The organism is Streptomyces sp. NPDC047917, assembly GCF_043204345.1.
Classification (GTDB): Bacteria; Actinomycetota; Actinomycetes; order Streptomycetales; family Streptomycetaceae; genus Streptomyces; species Streptomyces sanglieri.
Genome location: NZ_JBIDCA010000009.1, coordinates 43,302 through 59,315, shown reverse-complemented (window position 1 = coordinate 59,315; position 16,014 = coordinate 43,302). Strand labels below are relative to the sequence as shown.

Genomic DNA, 16,014 nt, shown 5'->3' with positions numbered 1-16,014 from the left:
CGCGTACTGTTTCAAGAACGTCAGAGGCAGCACATACGAATCTGCGCACGCAGAGACGCAGGCAGTGACGAACGGCGAAGAGGGACGGGCATGGACCGCGGGACGGTCGGCAGTGCGAACCGGGGTCGACTTCAGGTCGAGGTCCGGACCGAAGGGCGCAGCGAGGTCGTGACGCCGGTGGGTGAGCTGGATCACCACACCGCGGATCTGTTGCGGGAGCCCCTGGAGCACGCGGTCGAGCAGGGGCGGGTACGCCTGGTGGTCGACTGCTCGGGACTCGAATTCTGTGATTCCACCGGGCTCAATGTGCTGCTCGGCGCCCGCCTGAAGGCGGAAGCGGTCGGGGGAGGGGTCCATTTGGCCGGGATGCTGCCGGTGGTGGCGAGGGTCTTCGAGATCACCGGGGCCGAGGCGGTCTTCACCGTCCACGACTCCCTCGAAGCGGCTCTGGACACGTGATCGCGGCGCGTTTCGCGGCCCCGAGCGCCCCTCGTGTTGCCCGTGTCACGCGATCCGCGTAGACGAAGTGGGTGTTGTCACGATTCGGCCGGGCAGAAGTCATCCGGCGGAGCCGTGGGAGACCACCACACTCTGTATGTGTACTTGTAATTGTTCGATGGCGACACGGTGAATCGGTGAGGTGAAGCGCTGATGAGCACCACCCGGCAGCATCCGCCGGGCGACCTCGGCCGCGAGCCGGAGGACGTCGGCGTTCAGGCGCACCCGGACGCGGGTGCCGGTGCGGCCTCCCCCGAGCCGGCCGAGCGGCAGTGGCTCACCCTGTCGCTGCGCGGGGTCAGCGGCATCGTGCCGACCGCCCGCGACTTCGCCCGCCAGGCACTGTACGAATGGGGCTGGCTCCCCGCTTCGAGCGCCGACGGCCGGGCCGCCGCCGAGGACGTCCTGCTGGTCGTCTCCGAGCTGGTCACCAACGCCTGCCTGCATGCCGACGGGCCCGAGGAGATGCGCATCGCCTGCTCGGCGAAGGTGCTGCGGGTGGAGGTCGCCGACTCGGGTGCGGGGCAGCCCGCGCCGCGCACCCCGCACCGGGCCGGGCGGCCCGGCGGGCACGGAATGTTCATCGTGCAGCGGCTCTGCCTGGACTGGGGCGTCCTCCGGGTGCCCGGCCGGTCCGGGAAAACCGTCTGGGCGGAGCTGGCCGCCCCCGCATAGGCGGGCAGGACCGCCGAGGGTACGCCCCGTGCGGGTGTCCCCCCGTTGTCGACAGCCCCCAAGAGCGCGCCGGATCGGCGCGCTCTTTGTCTTCCCTCCACAAGGCGCCGGGCGTACCTTGAGCGCCCGATCTGATGTGTCGTCAGGAAAATGCGTCGGTGTGAACCGGCGTGCGGCGACTTCCGGCATGAGGGGAACTCAGGTGTCCTACCAGAAGCGAACAGCTCTCGCGCTGGCGTCCGCGCTGGCGGGCACGGTGGTGCTGATGGCCGCGCCCGCCGCCCACGCCACGGTCGTGGACGTCGACTACAAGTGCAAGACCCCGATCGGCGACAAGAGCGCCGTGTCGCCCATCGACATCAAGAGCGTCAAGAGCGGTGGTGGCTACCGGCTCACCATGTCCTTCCAGAAGGGCGTCTCCTCCAGCCCCGTCGAACTGGGCAAGGGCGCCATGAGCCCCAGCGCGGTCATCGAGGTGGGCGGCGCCGACTCCGGCCAGGTCCAGGTCTCCGGCGCGCCGAACTCCGCCGCCATACCCGCCAACACCCCCATCAAGATCAGTGACCTGTCGGGTACGTACACCCCGAAGAAGAGCGGCAAGGTCGACTTCACCGCCGGAGTGCTCACCATCAAGGCGCTCGGTACGACCACGACCTGCACCCCCGCCAACAAGCCGGGACCGTCGCTCCAGCTCGATGTGACGGCCGCGGGTGGCGGGCAGAGCGCCCCGGACGACGGCGGCGGTGGCGGGCAGCTGCCGAAGACCGGTCCGCTCGACTCGGCCGTGGCGCTCGGCACGCTGGGCGGCACGGTGCTGCTGACCGGTGCGGCCGGGGTGCTCTGGCTGACCAGGCGCGGGCAGGGGGCCGTGGGCCGATAGGGGCCGTTCCTGCCGGACCGGGCCGGATCCGGAGCGACCCGGTCCCGCGATCCAGCCGCCGCCGTCACGCATCAGGGAGCCGCCCATGCCGTCGCCGACCGGTCACGCCGCCCGACTCGCCCTCGCCGTACTGCTGTGCGCCCTCGCCATGACACCGGCGGCCGCCGGTGCCGCGCCGCGGACGCCGTCGCACACCGGTGCCGCTTCGTGGACGGCGCGGCCCGCGGTGAGCGGTCCCGGTACGGGCGGCAGACCGTACATCTATCTGGAGGGCCCGCCCGGCACCGTTCTCCAGGACCGGATCTCCGTCACCAACCCCGGGCGGTCCCCGGTCACCGTGCGGTTGAGCGGCGCCGACGGGTACGACGCGAAGAGCGGCGGCCCCGGGGGCGGGGGCGCCACCGGGGCCGGGCGCTGGCTGCGGACCGTCGCCGCCGAGGTGACCGTCCCGGCCCGCACCCGGGCCGATGTGCCGTTCACTCTCACGGTGCCCGCGGGCGCGACGCCCGGTGACCGCCCCGCCGCGATCGTCGTGCGCGGCGGCGACCGCACGGTGGGCGTGCCGGTACGGCTGCGGGTCGGCGGGCCGACGCTGGCCGCACTCACCGTCGAGGACGTCACCGTGTCCGGGCGGGTCATCCACTACACGCTGGTCAACCGGGGCAACGCGGTCCTCGCCCCGCGGCTCGCGGTCCGGGCCGACGGGGTGTTCGGGACGCTGGTGCGGCGCGGGGCCCGCCCCCTGCCGGTGGAGCTGCGGCCCGGACAGCGCCTCCGGCTCACCGAGCCGTGGCGGGACGCCCCCGCGCTCGACTCGGCGACCGTGCGGCTGCGCGTCACGGCGGAGGGCGGCGCGCACGGTGAGGCGACGGCCCGCGCCGTCTTCGTCCCGTGGGCGCCGCTGACCGCCGGCGCACTGCTGGTCCTGGCCGGTGCGGGCGCGGGCGCGTACGCGTACCGGCGCAGGCGAGCACGCCGGCAGGAACAGGGCGGAACCGACGCCGGTCGCGGCAGTGACGGCGACGGCGGCGATGGCGAAGGCGGCGACGGCGATGGCGAAGGCGCCGGCGAAGACGACGCCGGTGACGGCGAGCGGTCCGTACGGCCGCCGGGCGGTCGGCAGCACTCAGGGAGCAGGCACTTGGCGAAGGCGGGAGCGGAATCGTGACTGGACAGGCCGGACCGGCAGCACTCCGCAGCGGCAGCCACCGGAGGGCCACGAGGCCATTCGCCGCGCCGTTCGCGGCGCTGCTCGTGGCCCTGCTGCCCGCCCTGCTGATGCTCTCCGCGCCCGGGGCCGGCGCGGCGGACACCAGGGCGGCGGCGAAGCCCGTCGTCACCCTCTCCAAGCAGCAGGCGGGCAAGGGCGGTGAGATCACCGTGAAGGGCGGCGGTTGGCGGCCGAACGCGCTGCTGATGATGCTGATCTGCGGCCGGTCCACGCCGGACCGGGGAGTGATCGGCGGCACCAACTCCTGCGCCAACGCCGAGGGCCGGGCCGTCACCACCGACGGCAAGGGCGCCTTCCGCAAGAAGATGCCGGTCGCCGAACCGCCCGTGCCGTGCCCCTGCGTGGTGCACGTCGCCACCGTCACCGGGGAACAGGCCGCGGCCGACGCGGTGTTCGTCGTCGCGGGCCACCCGCTCGCCGCGCTGCCGAAGGAGACCGGGGACGGCCGGCTCGCGGTGCTCGCCACCACCCGGCTGGAGGGCGAGAGCGGGATCCTCACCTGGTTCGGCGCCCCGCCCGCCCGGCAACTGGTCCTCACCGTGGGCAACCTCGGCTCCACCCCCGTCAAGGACCCGGTCTTCGAGGTCGGCACCGCGCACGGCGTCTTCGCCCCGCAGTGGGAGGAGCAGCAGTGGCGCGGCACCATCGCCTCCGGCCGCAAGGCGCAGATCAGACTCCCGGTCGAACTGACGGCGGGCGCCCACGGCGACTACCAGGTCTCGCTCAGGTACGGCGGCAAGGTGCTGGCCGAACAGCCCTGGGGGGTCGGCCGCCCCTGGGGGGTCACGCTCTTCTGGATCCTGCTGTGCCTCGTCGTGCCGGCCGCCGTGTTCCGGATCGGCATGGCGGTCGTCGACAAGGTGCGCCCCCGCTCCTCGCGCGCCCCGGGCCGCCCCCGGCGCCGCCGCCCGCTGCGACGGGCCGGTACGACCGTGAAGGCCCCGAAGCCGCGCCGCGCACCGGGCCCCGCCGAAGGTTCCGCGGCCGTTCCCACCGACGGCCCGGGCTCCACCACGGCCGCGCTGCCGTGGTTCACACCCGATTCCGCACCGTCAGAGAACAGACCGACGACGAAGGGACATTCGTGAGTACGCATCGCAGGACGGTCGCGGCGGGAGTCGCGATGATGCTCGGCGGCGCGGGCATGCTGCTGGCCGCGAGTCCGGCACAGGCCGCCGACGTCTCGTACGCGACGGAGTGCATTCCGCCGCCCATCTCGGGGCTGCCGGCCGTGCAGGGCACCACCAAGGTGCAGCTGACCGCGCCCGCCGAGGCCAAGGTCGGGGACACCGTCGAGGTGGTGTGGAAGACGGTCGAGGCCGCCTCCAAGAACCCCGACATCCTCGACCTGGACAAGGACACCGTCAAGCCGACCGGCACGCTCAAGCTGGGCGGCGCCGCCACCGGCACCGTGCAGATGGAAGGGCCGCGGCAGAACCCGCCGATCCCCAAGAACAGCGCCATGGTGCTGCCCGACATGAAGGGCACGCTGAAGCTGGAGAAGGCCGGTGAGATCACGCTGACGCCGGACGCATACAAGATCAACGTCTCCAAGCCGATCTCCACGGACACCAAGTGCACCCCGAAGGAGGCCGTGCAGCCGGGCGTGACCATCAAGGTCACCGACGGCGGCGGATCCACCACCGCGGGCGGTACGACGAGCGGTTCGACCACCGCGGGCGGTACCACTTCCGGCACCACCGCCGGCGGCACGACCTCCGGGACCACCGCGGGCGGCACGACCTCCGGCACGACGGCGGGTGGCACGACGTCCGGCGGCGGTGACTCCGGCGGTTCCACCTCGGGCTCCGGCGGTGGCAACGGACAGACCGACTTCCCCGGCAAGGAGGTCTCGGTCGACTTCACCTGTACGTCCCCGGGACCGCCCGCCATCGCCTCCAAGGTGACGATCAACGCCAGGAAGAGCGGCGGGAGCTACGCCCTCACGGTCAAGACGGCCAAGGGCGTGATGGACAGCCCGGCCGCGCTGCCGGCCGGTGCGCTCAAGCCGTCCATGGACGTCACCGTCGGCGGCGCGGACAAGGGCTCGGTGAAGGTCACCGGACCGGCCAACGCCGAACCGCTGGAGCAGGGCAAGCCGGTCGACCTGGCCGACATGACCGGCACGTACAAGCCCGGCGCGTCCGGCAAGTCCACGCTCAGCCCCGGCACCCTGACGATCGACGTCACGCTGGGCACCTCGAAGATCAACATCCCGTGCAAGGTCAAGGGCGCGGCGACCCCGTCGCTGGAGCTCGACACCACCGCCCAGGAGGGCGGCGCCTCCGGCTCCGCCGCCTCGGGCTCCACGGGCACCGGTGGCGCCGCGGCAGCCGGTGGCACCGCCTCGGGCGGACTGGCCGCCACCGGGGCCGAGGACAACGGCACCCTGCGTGCCCTCGGCCTGGTCGCGGGCACGGCGATCCTGCTGGGCGGCGCCGTGTTCACCTTCACCCCGTGGCGGAGGCTGCGCGGCACCAGGTGAGCCGGCTCCCGTGACAACGCGCAAGGGCCTCCGCACCGTCGACCGGTGCGGAGGCCCTTGCGTACGGGCAGGAAGCGATCAGCGCATCAGCGCACATCGCCCATGAGCCGGCTGACCTTCTTGCGGTACATCCAGATCGCGAACCCGGCGACGATCGCGAGCGCCGCCTCCAGGCCCACCATGCCGGTCTTGTTCAGGTCGACACCCGCCAGCGACAGCAGGCTGGTGGTGCAGTCGCCCGCGGTGACCGCGAGGAACCAGACCCCCATCATCTGGCTGCCGTACTTCGCGGGCGCCATCTTCGTGGTGACCGACAGGCCGACCGGGGAGAGGCACAGCTCACCGACGGTCTGCAGGAAGTAGATCGACACCAGCCACATCGGGCTGACCTTGTCGCCGTCCGTCGCCATGGTCAGCGGCAGCATGAAGACGAGGAAGGAGACACCGACCAGGAAGAGACCCGAGCCGAACTTGACGACCGTGCTCGGCTCCTTGCCGCGCCGGTTCAGCGCCAGCCATATCCAGGCGACGACCGGGGCCAGCGCCATGATGAAGACCGGGTTGACCGCCTGGTACCAGGAGGTCGGGAAGTTCACACCGAACACGCTGTTGGTGGTGGAGGACTCACCGAAGAGCGACAGCGTGGAGCCGCCCTGGTCGTAGATCATCCAGAACACGGCGGCCGCGACGAAGAACCAGATGTAGCCGGACATCTTCGACTGCTCGGTCTTCGACAGGTCCCGGTCCCGCTTGATCCGCACCAGCACCGCGATCGGAATGATCAGACCGGCGACGGTGATCGGGACGAGCGCCCAGTTCAGCGTGTAGACGTCGGTGGCGACGAGGACGCCGTAGAAGACGACGGCCGCCGCCAGCCACAGCAGACCCTTGCGCAGGGTCGTGCGGCGCTCCTCGGCCGACAGCGGCTTCGGGACGACGCTGCTGCGCGCGCTGAGGTGGCGCGTACCGATCAGGAACTGGGCCAGACCCAGCGCCATGCCGGCCGCGGCGATGGCGAAACCGAGGTGCCAGTTCACCTTCTCGCCGATGGTGCCGATGATCAGCGGCGCGGCGAAGGCACCGAGGTTGATGCCCATGTAGAAGACGGTGAAGCCACCGTCGCGGCGGGCGTCCTCCGGGCCGTTGTAGAGGTGGCCGACCATCGTCGAGATGTTGGCCTTCAGCAGCCCGGATCCGAGCGCGACCAGCGCCAGACCCGCGAAGAAGGTGCCCGAGCCCGGCAGCGCCAGCGTCAGATGGCCCAGCATGATGATCGCGGCCGAGATGGTGACCGTCTTGCGCGGCCCCCAGACCCGGTCGCCGAACCAGCCACCGGGCATGGCCAGCAGGTACACCATCGCCATGTAGATGGAGTAGATCGCGGTGGCCGTGGCCGCGTTCATGTGCAGGCCGGAACCGGAGACCAGGTAGAGCGGAAGCAGGGCCCGCATGCCGTAGAAGCTGAAACGCTCCCACATCTCCGTCATGAAGAGAGTGGCCAGGCCGCGGGGGTGGCCGAAGAAGGTCTTCGCGGATCCAGAAGTACTGGCCGGGTCCTTCGTCAGGCTGGACGCCATGGTCGATCCTTGTGTGCTCGGGACGCGACGCCTTGTGAGCGTGGTGCGCCCGGTGGGGGGAGGCCGGCACCGGCACGGGCACGTCCCACCCCTCACGCCCGAGAGGGATTCGCCCCGACCGCCCGGCTCGCGAAGGAGCCGGCTGGAGGAGACGGGGACCGACCGTGTCGGGATCCACGCCCGGTGCGCATCCTCGCGTTCCGGGCCCGGCCACAGGTCATTCACTGAATTCGCGACTGGCGGGTACCAGTCGGCCCACAAAAGAGACCCTCGGCGCTAAAAGCTGCCCAAGGGTCCTTGAGTAGTGCAACAGGCGTCGAGCAACCATACGCCACGACAGAGCCGGATATGAAAGGACTTGAGAGATGGATCACAGGTATCGATGGAACCATGTCCATGTATTCGAAGGTGAAGGTCCATTTATTTCGCAGACCCGCAGGGCTTGTGGATCACCTCACGGCAGCCGCCCCACGCGGACTACCATCACTCCATGACCCGTGTACTGCTCGCCGAGGACGATGCATCCATCTCGGAGCCGCTGGCCCGCGCCCTGCGTCGGGAGGGTTACGAGGTCGAGGTCCGCGAAGACGGTCCGACCGCACTCGACGCCGGCCTCCAGGGCGGAATCGACCTGGTCGTGCTCGACCTGGGGCTGCCCGGGATGGACGGCCTCGAAGTGGCCCGCAGGCTCCGTGCCGAGGGTCACACCGTGCCGATCCTGGTGCTGACCGCCCGTGCCGACGAGGTGGACACCGTCGTCGGCCTCGACGCCGGCGCCGACGACTACGTCACCAAGCCCTTCCGCCTCGCCGAACTCCTCGCCCGGGTGCGGGCCCTGCTGCGCCGCGGCGCCACGGAGCCCGCGCCGCAGCCCGCGACCCACGGCGTCCGGATCGACGTCGAGTCGCACCGCGCCTGGATGGGCGAGGAGGAACTCCAGCTCACCGCCAAGGAGTTCGACCTGCTGCGGGTCCTGGTCCGGGACGCCGGCCGGGTCGTCACGCGGGACCAGCTGATGCGCGAGGTCTGGGACACCACCTGGTGGTCGTCGACCAAGACCCTCGACATGCACATCTCCTGGCTCCGCAAGAAGCTCGGCGACGACGCCGCCAACCCCCGCTACATCGCGACCGTACGGGGCGTCGGCTTCCGCTTCGAGAAGAGCTGACGTTCCGAGGGGGGCCACCGTTCCGGGAAGAGCCGACGAGCAGAAGTATTCATGCGCCGCAGACTGATCAACTCCACGCTCGCCGTGGTGCTCGTGGTGATCGCCGTCTTCGGCGTCTCCCTCGTCATCGTCGAGACCCGCACCATCAGCAACAGCGCCCAGGAGAGCGTCGACTCCGATGCGCTGCGGCTGATCAGCGTCGTCGAGAGCCGACTGCTGGAGGACGAGCGGATCACTCCCGTACTGCTGTCCCAGCAGATCACCAGCAAGCGCTACGCGCTGGTGAGGATCCCCGGCAGGGCCCCGCTGGAAGTGGGCAAGCGCCCCACCGGCAGTGTGATCAGCAGCACGGCCGAGGGGGAGCGCGGCGAGAAGGTCACCGTCGAGGAGTCCAGCTCCGCGGTCACCCGCGAGGTCGGCCGCACCCTGATGATCATCGGCGCGGTGGCGCTGCTGGCCATCGTCTCCGCCGTGCTCCTGGCCGTACGCCAGGCCAACAAACTGACCTCACCGCTGACCGACCTGGCCGAGACCGCCGAACGCCTGGGCTCCGGCGACCCCCGGCCGCGCCACAAGCGGTACGGGGTGCCTGAGCTGGACCGGGTCGCCGATGTCCTGGACTCCTCCGCCGAACGGATCGCCCGGATGCTGACCGCGGAACGCCGGCTGGCCGCCGACGCCTCGCACCAGCTCCGTACGCCCCTCACCGCGCTCTCCATGCGGATCGAGGAGATCTCGGTCACCGACGACCCGGACACGGTGAAGGAGGAGGCGAACATCGCCCTCACCCAGGTCGAGCGGCTCACCGACGTGGTGGAGCGGCTGCTGACCAACGCCCGCGATCCGCGTACCGGCTCCGCCGTCGTCTTCGACCTCGACGAGGTCGTCAAGCAGCAGATCGAGGAGTGGCGTCCCGCCTACCGCAGCGCGGGCCGGGCCATCGTCCGCTCCGGCAAGCAGGGGCTGCGGGCCGTCGGCACGCCCGGCGCCGTGGCCCAGGTGCTGGCCGCGCTGATCGAGAACTCGCTGATGCACGGTGGCGGCACGGTCGCGCTGCGCACCCGGGTCACCGGCAACCAGGCGGTGATCGAGGTCACGGACGAGGGCCCGGGGGTTCGGCCCGACCTGGGCGCCCGGATCTTCGAGCGGACGATCAGCGGACGCAATTCCACGGGCATCGGCCTCGCGGTGGCCAGGGACCTCGCGGAGGCGGACGGCGGCCGCCTCGAACTGCTCCAGCAGCAGCCCGCGGTCTTCGCCCTGTTCCTCAGCCGGGTGGCCCTGAAGCGGCAGGAGCCGGAACGCCCGGTGCGGTGAGCGGCGGGCGGGCGGCCGCGGTTCGCCGTGGGGCCGCCCCTCAGCGGCGCGCCGCCGAATCCGCCTCGACCCGCGGTGTCCGCTCCGTCCGCCCCTGCTTCACGACCCCCTCGGCGCCCGGCGCGGCCTTCGCCGCCCCGACGGGCAGCGCCTTGAACACCCACGTCCGGTAGGACCAGAAGCGGAACAGCGTCGCGATGCCGATCCCGAGGATCTTGAAGACATTGCTCTGGAGCGGGGTGTCCCACCCGAAGCCGTACGTCGCGGTATAGAGCACACCGGTCTCGATCACCGCGCCCACCGCGCTGAACAGCAGGAACAGCGTCAGCTCGCGGGTCCGTCCACTCTTGTCGCGGTCCCGGTAGGTCCAGTACCGGAAGCCGATGTAGTTGCCCAGGACGGCGACGAAGGTGGCCAGCAGGCCGGCCCGTACCGTCGGGATGTCGGTGTAGCGCCAGAGCAGGTTCGACACCGCGATGTTGACCACCAGGCCGACCCCGCCGACCACGCCGAACTTGGCGACTTCCCGGGCCAGCAGCTCCAGCCGGGTCCGCAGGGAGCCCCGTTCGCTCATGGTGATCGCTCAGCCCGTCTGTCGCTCGCGTGGACGCCGGTCGTGTGGATGTCGCTCACGTGTACGCCGGTTGTATGGATCCAGTCATGCTAACCAGCCCGTCCGCGGGCCGCCCGTGGATGCCGTGAGTGGTGTGGCGATGCTGTGACACGACGGCCCGGCCCGGGGGACACGACGACCCGGCCCGGGGACGGCCGGAGGGCGTCGTCGGGAGCTTCCCGGGGCGGCGGATACCCTGGAGGAGTGACGTTCCCGGTAGTCGGCATGGTCGGTGGCGGTCAGCTCGCCCGTATGACCCACGAGGCGGGCATCCCCCTCGGCATCAAGTTCAAGCTCCTCAGTGACACCCCCCAGGACTCGGCGGCCCAGGTGGTGAGCGAAGTCGTCGTGGGCGACTATCGCGACCTGGACACGCTGCGCGCCTTCGCGCGCGGCTGTGACGTGATCACCTTCGATCACGAGCACGTGCCCACCGAGCACCTGCGGGCCCTGGAGGCGGACGGCATCCCCGTGCGCCCCGGTCCCGACGCGCTGGTGCACGCCCAGGACAAGGGGGTGATGCGCGCGAAGCTCACCGAGATCGGCGCGCCCTGCCCCCGGCACCGCATCGTGACGGACCCGGCCGACGCCGCGGCCTTCGCGGACGAGGTCGGGGGCTTCCCCGTGATCCTCAAGACGGTCCGCGGCGGCTACGACGGCAAGGGCGTCTGGGTGGTCCGCTCCGAGGCGGACGCGGCCGAGCCGTTCCGGGCCGGGGTGGCGGTCCTCGCCGAGGAGAAGGTCGACTTCGTACGGGAGCTGGCGGCCAACATCGTCCGCTCGCCGCACGGCCAGGCCGTCGCCTACCCGGTCGTCGAGTCGATCCAGGTCGACGGCGTTTGCGACACGGTGATCGCCCCGGCGCCGGAGCTGGACGAGCGCCTGGCCGGAGAGGCCCAGCAGCTCGCGCTGCGGATCGCCGCCGAGCTGGGCGTCGTGGGCCACCTCGCCGTCGAGCTCTTCGAGACGCGCGGACCCGACGGGAAGCCCGGCATCCTGGTCAACGAGCTGGCGATGCGCCCGCACAACTCCGGCCACTGGACCCAGGACGGCGCGATCACCTCCCAGTTCGCCAACCACGTCCGGGCCGTGCTCGACCTGCCGCTCGGCGACCCGCGCCCGCGCGCCACCTGGACGGTCATGTCCAACGTCCTCGGCGGCGACTTCCCGGACATGTACCAGGCGTACCTGCACTGCATGGCCCGCGACCCGCAGCTCAAGATCCACATGTACGGCAAGGACGTGAAGCCCGGCCGCAAGGTGGGACACGTCAACACCTACGGCGACGATCTGGCGGACGTGCGGGAGCGCGCCCGGCACGCGGCCGACTACCTGCGAGGAACGATCACCGAATGACCTCCCCCGCCACCGCCGCGCCCGTCGTCGGCATCGTCATGGGCTCGGACTCCGACTGGCCCGTCATGGAAGCAGCGGCCAAGGCCCTCGACGAGTTCGAGATCCGCTACGAGGTCGACGTCGTCTCCGCCCACCGCATGCCGCACGAGATGATCGCGTACGGCGAGCAGGCGGCGGGCCGCGGTCTGAAGGCGATCATCGCGGGCGCGGGCGGTGCCGCGCACCTCCCCGGCATGCTCGCCTCGGTGACCCCGCTGCCGGTCATCGGCGTACCGGTCCCGCTGAAGTACCTGGACGGCATGGACAGCCTGCTCTCCATCGTGCAGATGCCCGCCGGTGTGCCGGTCGCGACCGTGTCGGTCGGCGGCGCGCGCAACGCCGGTCTGCTCGCCGCCCGGATCCTCGCCGCCCACGACGGCGAGCTGCTGGCCCGGATGCGGGAGTTCCAGCAGGAGCTGAACGACCAGGCGACGGAGAAGGGCAAGCGGCTCCGGAGCAAGGTCCAGGGCGCCGACTCCTTCGGCTTCGGAAAGTAGGCCGCCGTGGAGCAGGCACAGCAGGCGGTCCGGCTGGAGCGGGCACGGCGGCTCCTCGCCGAGTACCCCGTCGTCGACGGCCACAACGATCTGCCGTGGGCGCTGCGTGAGCAGGTCGGCTACGACCTCGACGCCCGTGACATCGCCGGGGACCAGTCCGCCCATCTGCACACCGACATCCCGCGGCTGCGCGCGGGCGGCGTCGGCGCCCAGTTCTGGTCCGTCTACGTACGGACCGACATGGCGGGCGACGAGGCCGTCAGCGCCACGCTGGAACAGATCGACGTGGTCGACGAGCTGATCGTCCGGCACCCCGCCGACCTGCGGCGCGCGTTCACCGCCGACGACATGGAGGCGGCCCGCGCCGAGGGCCGGATCGCCTCCCTGATGGGTGCCGAGGGCGGCCACTCCATCAACAACTCGCTGGGCACCCTGCGCGCCCTGCACACCCTGGGCGTCCGCTACATGACGCTCACCCACAACGACAACATCGCCTGGGCGGACTCGGCGACCGACGCTCCCCGCATCGGCGGCCTCTCGCCGTTCGGCCACGAGGTCGTACGCGAGATGAACCGCACCGGCATGCTGGTCGACCTCTCCCACGTGGCGGCCGGCACGATGCGCGACGCGCTCGACACCTCCACGGCGCCGGTGATCTTCTCGCACTCCTCGGCGCGGGCGATCTGCGACCACCCGCGCAACGTCCCCGACGACGTCCTCGGCAGGCTCCGGGTCAACGGCGGCATCGCCATGGCCACCTTCGTGCCGAAGTTCGTCCTGCCGGCGGCCGTCGCCTGGACGCAGGCCGCGGACGAGAACATGCGCGCGCACGGCCTGCACCACCTCGACACCACCTCGCAGGCCATGCGGGTGCACGCCGACTTCGAGGCGGCCCACCCGCGCCCGATGGCCACCGTGGCGACCATCGCCGACCACCTCGACCACATGCGCGAGGTCGCCGGCATCGATCACATCGGCATCGGCGGCGACTACGACGGAACGGCCTTCCTGCCCGCCGGCCTCCAGGACGTCGCCGGCTACCCGAACCTGATCGCGGAGCTGCTCGGCCGCGGCTGGTCCGACGCCGACCTCGCCAAGCTCACCTGGCGCAACGCCGTACGGGTGCTGCGGGACGCCGAGGACGTGGCGCGCGAGTTGCGCAGCCGGCGCGCCCCGTCGCACGCCACGATCGAGCAGCTGGACGGCGCGGCCGTCTGAGCCGCCGAGCCGTACGTGTGGGGGCGCCCTCCGGGGCGCCCCCACACGTCGTTCTAGCCCTTGCAGAGACAGAACGGGTGCCCCGCGGGGTCCGCGTACACCCGGAAGCTCCGCTCCCGGTCCTCAGCCTCCAGCACCGTGGCACCCAGCGCGAGCACCTCCTTCTCCGCCGCGTCCAGGTCCGGCACGTCCAGATCCAGATGGATCTGCTGCGACGCGTCCGCGCTCGGCCACCGCGGCGGTACGAAACCGGGCGCGGCCTGGAACGCGAGCAGCGTGCCCCCGGGCACGGTCAGCTCCAGCCAGCCATCATCCTCACCGGGCGTGATCTCGCCGCCGAGCAGCCCGGCGTAGAAGCTCGCGAGCGCGGCGGTGTCTGGGCAGTCCAGGACGACGGCACCCAGGGTGGCGACAGCCATGACAATTCCTCCTCCGGACGAACGGCTACAGCCGGTTACCCGTAAAGGCCCTCAACGGGTAACCGTTACTGCATGCTCCCGCAAAGGAGGTAACGTCGCAACCATGAGGTCGCACCATGAGTGAGAAGGATTCCGCGCCCGGGGCACTCGCACTGGTCGAGGCCCTGGTCAACACCCTGGACATCGAGACGGGCGCGGACACTCTCGACACGGCGGACGGACGCGCCGCCTTCGGCCTCACCGAGCGGGACGTCCCCGAAGCCCGGGAGCTGCGCGAGGCGCTCCGTACCGCCTGCCTGGCCCACGCCGGCCACCGCCCGCCGGGCGACGCCGCGCCCCCGCTCGACCGGCTGCTCGCCGGGGCGCCGCTGCGCGTCACCGTGGACGCGGCGGGCGCCGCCGCACTGCGCCCCGCCACCGAACCGGCCGGGCTGACCGACCGCGTCGCCGCGGCCATCGCCGGCGCCGCGGCCGACGGCACCTGGGCCCGGCTCAAGGCGTGCGAGGCGGAGGACTGCCGCTGGGTGTACTACGACCGCAGCCCGGCGGGGCGCCGACGCTGGTGCTCCATGTCGGTGTGCGGCGCCCGCGCCAAGATGCGCACCTACCGCGCGAAGCGCGCGTGAGGCCCGGGATCAGGCCGTCGGGCGTCCCATCGCCCGGTACGTCCAGCCGGCCCCGCGCCACAGATCGCTCTCCAGCGCGTTGCGGCCGTCCAGGATGATCCGGCGGGACACGACCTCGCCGAGCGCCGCCGGGTCCAGCTCGCGGAACTCCCGCCACTCCGTCAGATGCAGCACCACATCCGCGCCGCGCACCGCGTCCAGCGCCGTGTCCGCGTAACCGAGGGTCGGGAAGAGCCGCCGGGCGTTGTCCATGCCCTTCGGGTCGAAGACCGTGACCTGGGCACCCTGGAGGTGGATCTGCCCGGCCACGTTCAGCGCCGGGGAGTCCCGTACGTCGTCCGAGTCCGGCTTGAACGCCGCACCCAGCACCGCCACCCGCTTGCCGAGGAAGGAATCGCCGCCCACGGCCTCCCGGGCCAGCTCCACCATGTGGCCGCGGCGCCGCATGTTGATCGAGTCGACCTCACGCAGGAAGGTCAGCGCCTGGTCCGCGCCCAGCTCGCCGGCGCGCGCCATGAAGGCCCGGATGTCCTTGGGCAGACAGCCGCCGCCGAAGCCGATCCCGGCCCGCAGGAACTTCGAGCCGATGCGCTCGTCGTGCCCGAGCGCCTCGGCCAGCTTCTTCACATCGCCGTCGGCGGCCTCGCAGACCTCCGCCATCGCGTTGATGAACGAGATCTTCGTGGCCAGGAACGAATTGGCCGCCGTCTTCACCAGCTCGGCGGTCGGGAAGTCCGTCACCACGAACGGCGACCCCTCGGCGACCGGCACCGCGTACACCTCGCGCAGCAGCTTCTCGGCCCGCTCGCTCGTCACGCCGACGACGATCCGGTCCGGATGCAGGGTGTCGTTCACGGCGAAGCCCTCGCGCAGGAACTCCGGGTTCCAGGCCAGCTCCGCCTCGGCGCCCACCGGCGCCAGCTCCGCCAGCCGCGCCGCGAGCCGGGCCGCCGAGCCCACCGGGACGGTCGACTTCCCGACGACGAGGGTGGGCCGGGTCAGATGCGGGGCCAGCGACTCGAACGCGGTGTCCACATAGCTCATGTCACAGGCGTACTCGCCGTGCTTCTGCGGAGTGTTCACACAGACGAAGTGCACATCGCCGAAGGCCGCCACCTCCTCGGGGGAAGTGGTGAACCGCAGCCGCCCGGTGGACCCCTCGATGCCCTCGACGTGCTTGCTCAGCAGCTCTTCCAGCCCAGGCTCGTACATCGGAACCCTGCCGGCGGCGAGCATCTCGATCTTCTCGGGCACGACATCGAGGCCGAGCACTTCGAATCCCAGTTCCGCCATGGCCGCGGCGTGGGTGGCGCCGAGGTAGCCGGTGCCGATCACAGTGATCCTGAGGGCCATGGAACGCTCCTGAGAGATGCGGGCAGACGTGCGGTGAACGAGCATAGTCGTGCTCCCGAAGG

Annotated in this window: 16 protein-coding genes; 12 read left to right on the top strand and 4 right to left on the bottom strand. The window is 71.5% G+C overall.

Annotation, left to right across the window (positions count from 1 at the left end; genetic code table 11):
• The first annotated feature begins 90 nt into the window (after positions 1 to 90).
• From ACGF8B_RS22275 to ACGF8B_RS22250, 6 genes are all read left to right on the top strand, one after another.
• Positions 91 to 459 (top strand): STAS domain-containing protein, encoded by a 369-nt coding sequence (locus tag ACGF8B_RS22275; protein ID WP_384750492.1) that lies wholly within the window; start codon positions 91 to 93, stop codon positions 457 to 459.
• 192 nt (positions 460 to 651) lie between these two features.
• Positions 652 to 1,173, top strand: a complete 522-nt coding sequence (locus tag ACGF8B_RS22270) for an ATP-binding protein (protein WP_392741154.1) — start codon at positions 652 to 654, stop codon at positions 1,171 to 1,173.
• A gap of 202 nt (positions 1,174 to 1,375) precedes the next feature.
• Entirely contained in the window at positions 1,376 to 2,053 is a 678-nt protein-coding gene (locus ACGF8B_RS22265) for a peptidase (RefSeq protein WP_392742001.1), read from the top strand.
• An 85-nt stretch (positions 2,054 to 2,138) separates the two neighbouring features.
• The gene (locus tag ACGF8B_RS22260) at positions 2,139 to 3,221 is read left to right on the top strand and encodes a hypothetical protein (RefSeq protein WP_392741152.1); all 1,083 of its coding nucleotides are present in this window, start codon (positions 2,139 to 2,141) and stop codon (positions 3,219 to 3,221) included.
• Positions 3,218 to 4,372, top strand: a complete 1,155-nt coding sequence (locus ACGF8B_RS22255; RefSeq protein ID WP_392741149.1) for a hypothetical protein — start codon at positions 3,218 to 3,220, stop codon at positions 4,370 to 4,372. Before ACGF8B_RS22260 ends, ACGF8B_RS22255 begins: the two co-directional genes overlap by 4 nt.
• 38 nt (positions 4,373 to 4,410) lie before the next feature.
• Complete coding sequence (locus ACGF8B_RS22250) at positions 4,411 to 5,769, top strand: hypothetical protein (protein ID WP_392741998.1); 1,359 nt, start codon at positions 4,411 to 4,413, stop codon at positions 5,767 to 5,769.
• Positions 5,770 to 5,855: 86 nt separating this feature from the next.
• On the opposite strand, the gene ACGF8B_RS22245 is transcribed toward ACGF8B_RS22250, so the two are convergent.
• The gene (locus ACGF8B_RS22245) at positions 5,856 to 7,346 is read right to left on the bottom strand and encodes a peptide MFS transporter (protein ID WP_392741147.1); all 1,491 of its coding nucleotides are present in this window, start codon (positions 7,344 to 7,346) and stop codon (positions 5,856 to 5,858) included.
• Between the two features lie 490 nt (positions 7,347 to 7,836).
• Between ACGF8B_RS22245 and ACGF8B_RS22240 the strand changes: the two genes are divergently transcribed.
• Together ACGF8B_RS22240 and ACGF8B_RS22235 are read left to right on the top strand one after the other, a co-directional pair.
• Entirely contained in the window at positions 7,837 to 8,514 is a 678-nt protein-coding gene (locus ACGF8B_RS22240; protein ID WP_072488330.1) for a response regulator transcription factor, read from the top strand.
• Positions 8,515 to 8,565: 51 nt separating this feature from the next.
• A complete protein-coding gene (locus ACGF8B_RS22235) occupies positions 8,566 to 9,831 on the top strand; it encodes an ATP-binding protein (RefSeq protein WP_392741143.1) in 1,266 nt (421 codons plus the stop codon).
• 40 nt (positions 9,832 to 9,871) lie between these two features.
• Here the strand turns inward: ACGF8B_RS22235 and ACGF8B_RS22230 are convergent, their stop codons facing one another.
• Complete coding sequence (locus ACGF8B_RS22230; protein WP_392741141.1) at positions 9,872 to 10,405, bottom strand: GtrA family protein; 534 nt, start codon at positions 10,403 to 10,405, stop codon at positions 9,872 to 9,874.
• Between the two features lie 243 nt (positions 10,406 to 10,648).
• On the opposite strand from ACGF8B_RS22230, the gene ACGF8B_RS22225 reads away from it, so the two are divergent.
• The 3 genes from ACGF8B_RS22225 to ACGF8B_RS22215 are packed head-to-tail and all read left to right on the top strand — an operon-like array spanning position 10,649 to position 13,554.
• Positions 10,649 to 11,800 (top strand): 5-(carboxyamino)imidazole ribonucleotide synthase, encoded by a 1,152-nt coding sequence (locus ACGF8B_RS22225; protein WP_392741138.1) that lies wholly within the window; start codon positions 10,649 to 10,651, stop codon positions 11,798 to 11,800.
• The gene (gene purE, locus ACGF8B_RS22220) at positions 11,797 to 12,336 is read left to right on the top strand and encodes a 5-(carboxyamino)imidazole ribonucleotide mutase (RefSeq protein ID WP_266915456.1); all 540 of its coding nucleotides are present in this window, start codon (positions 11,797 to 11,799) and stop codon (positions 12,334 to 12,336) included. Before ACGF8B_RS22225 ends, purE begins: the two co-directional genes overlap by 4 nt.
• A 6-nt stretch (positions 12,337 to 12,342) precedes the next feature.
• Positions 12,343 to 13,554, top strand: coding sequence for a dipeptidase (locus ACGF8B_RS22215; RefSeq protein WP_392741134.1), 1,212 nt, complete (start codon positions 12,343 to 12,345; stop codon positions 13,552 to 13,554).
• Between the two features lie 53 nt (positions 13,555 to 13,607).
• On the opposite strand, the gene ACGF8B_RS22210 is transcribed toward ACGF8B_RS22215, so the two are convergent.
• Positions 13,608 to 13,973: a VOC family protein gene (locus ACGF8B_RS22210; protein WP_392741131.1), complete on the bottom strand. Its 366-nt coding sequence runs from the start codon at positions 13,971 to 13,973 to the stop codon at positions 13,608 to 13,610.
• Positions 13,974 to 14,089: 116 nt separating this feature from the next.
• Here ACGF8B_RS22210 and ACGF8B_RS22205 point away from each other — a divergent pair, with 116 nt between their 5' ends.
• On the top strand, positions 14,090 to 14,599 hold the full coding sequence (locus ACGF8B_RS22205) for a CGNR zinc finger domain-containing protein (protein WP_392741128.1): 510 nt from the start codon (positions 14,090 to 14,092) through the stop codon (positions 14,597 to 14,599).
• Positions 14,600 to 14,608: 9 nt separating this feature from the next.
• On the opposite strand, the gene ACGF8B_RS22200 is transcribed toward ACGF8B_RS22205, so the two are convergent.
• The gene (locus tag ACGF8B_RS22200) at positions 14,609 to 15,952 is read right to left on the bottom strand and encodes a UDP-glucose dehydrogenase family protein (protein ID WP_392741125.1); all 1,344 of its coding nucleotides are present in this window, start codon (positions 15,950 to 15,952) and stop codon (positions 14,609 to 14,611) included.
• Positions 15,953 to 16,014 lie beyond the last annotated feature (62 nt).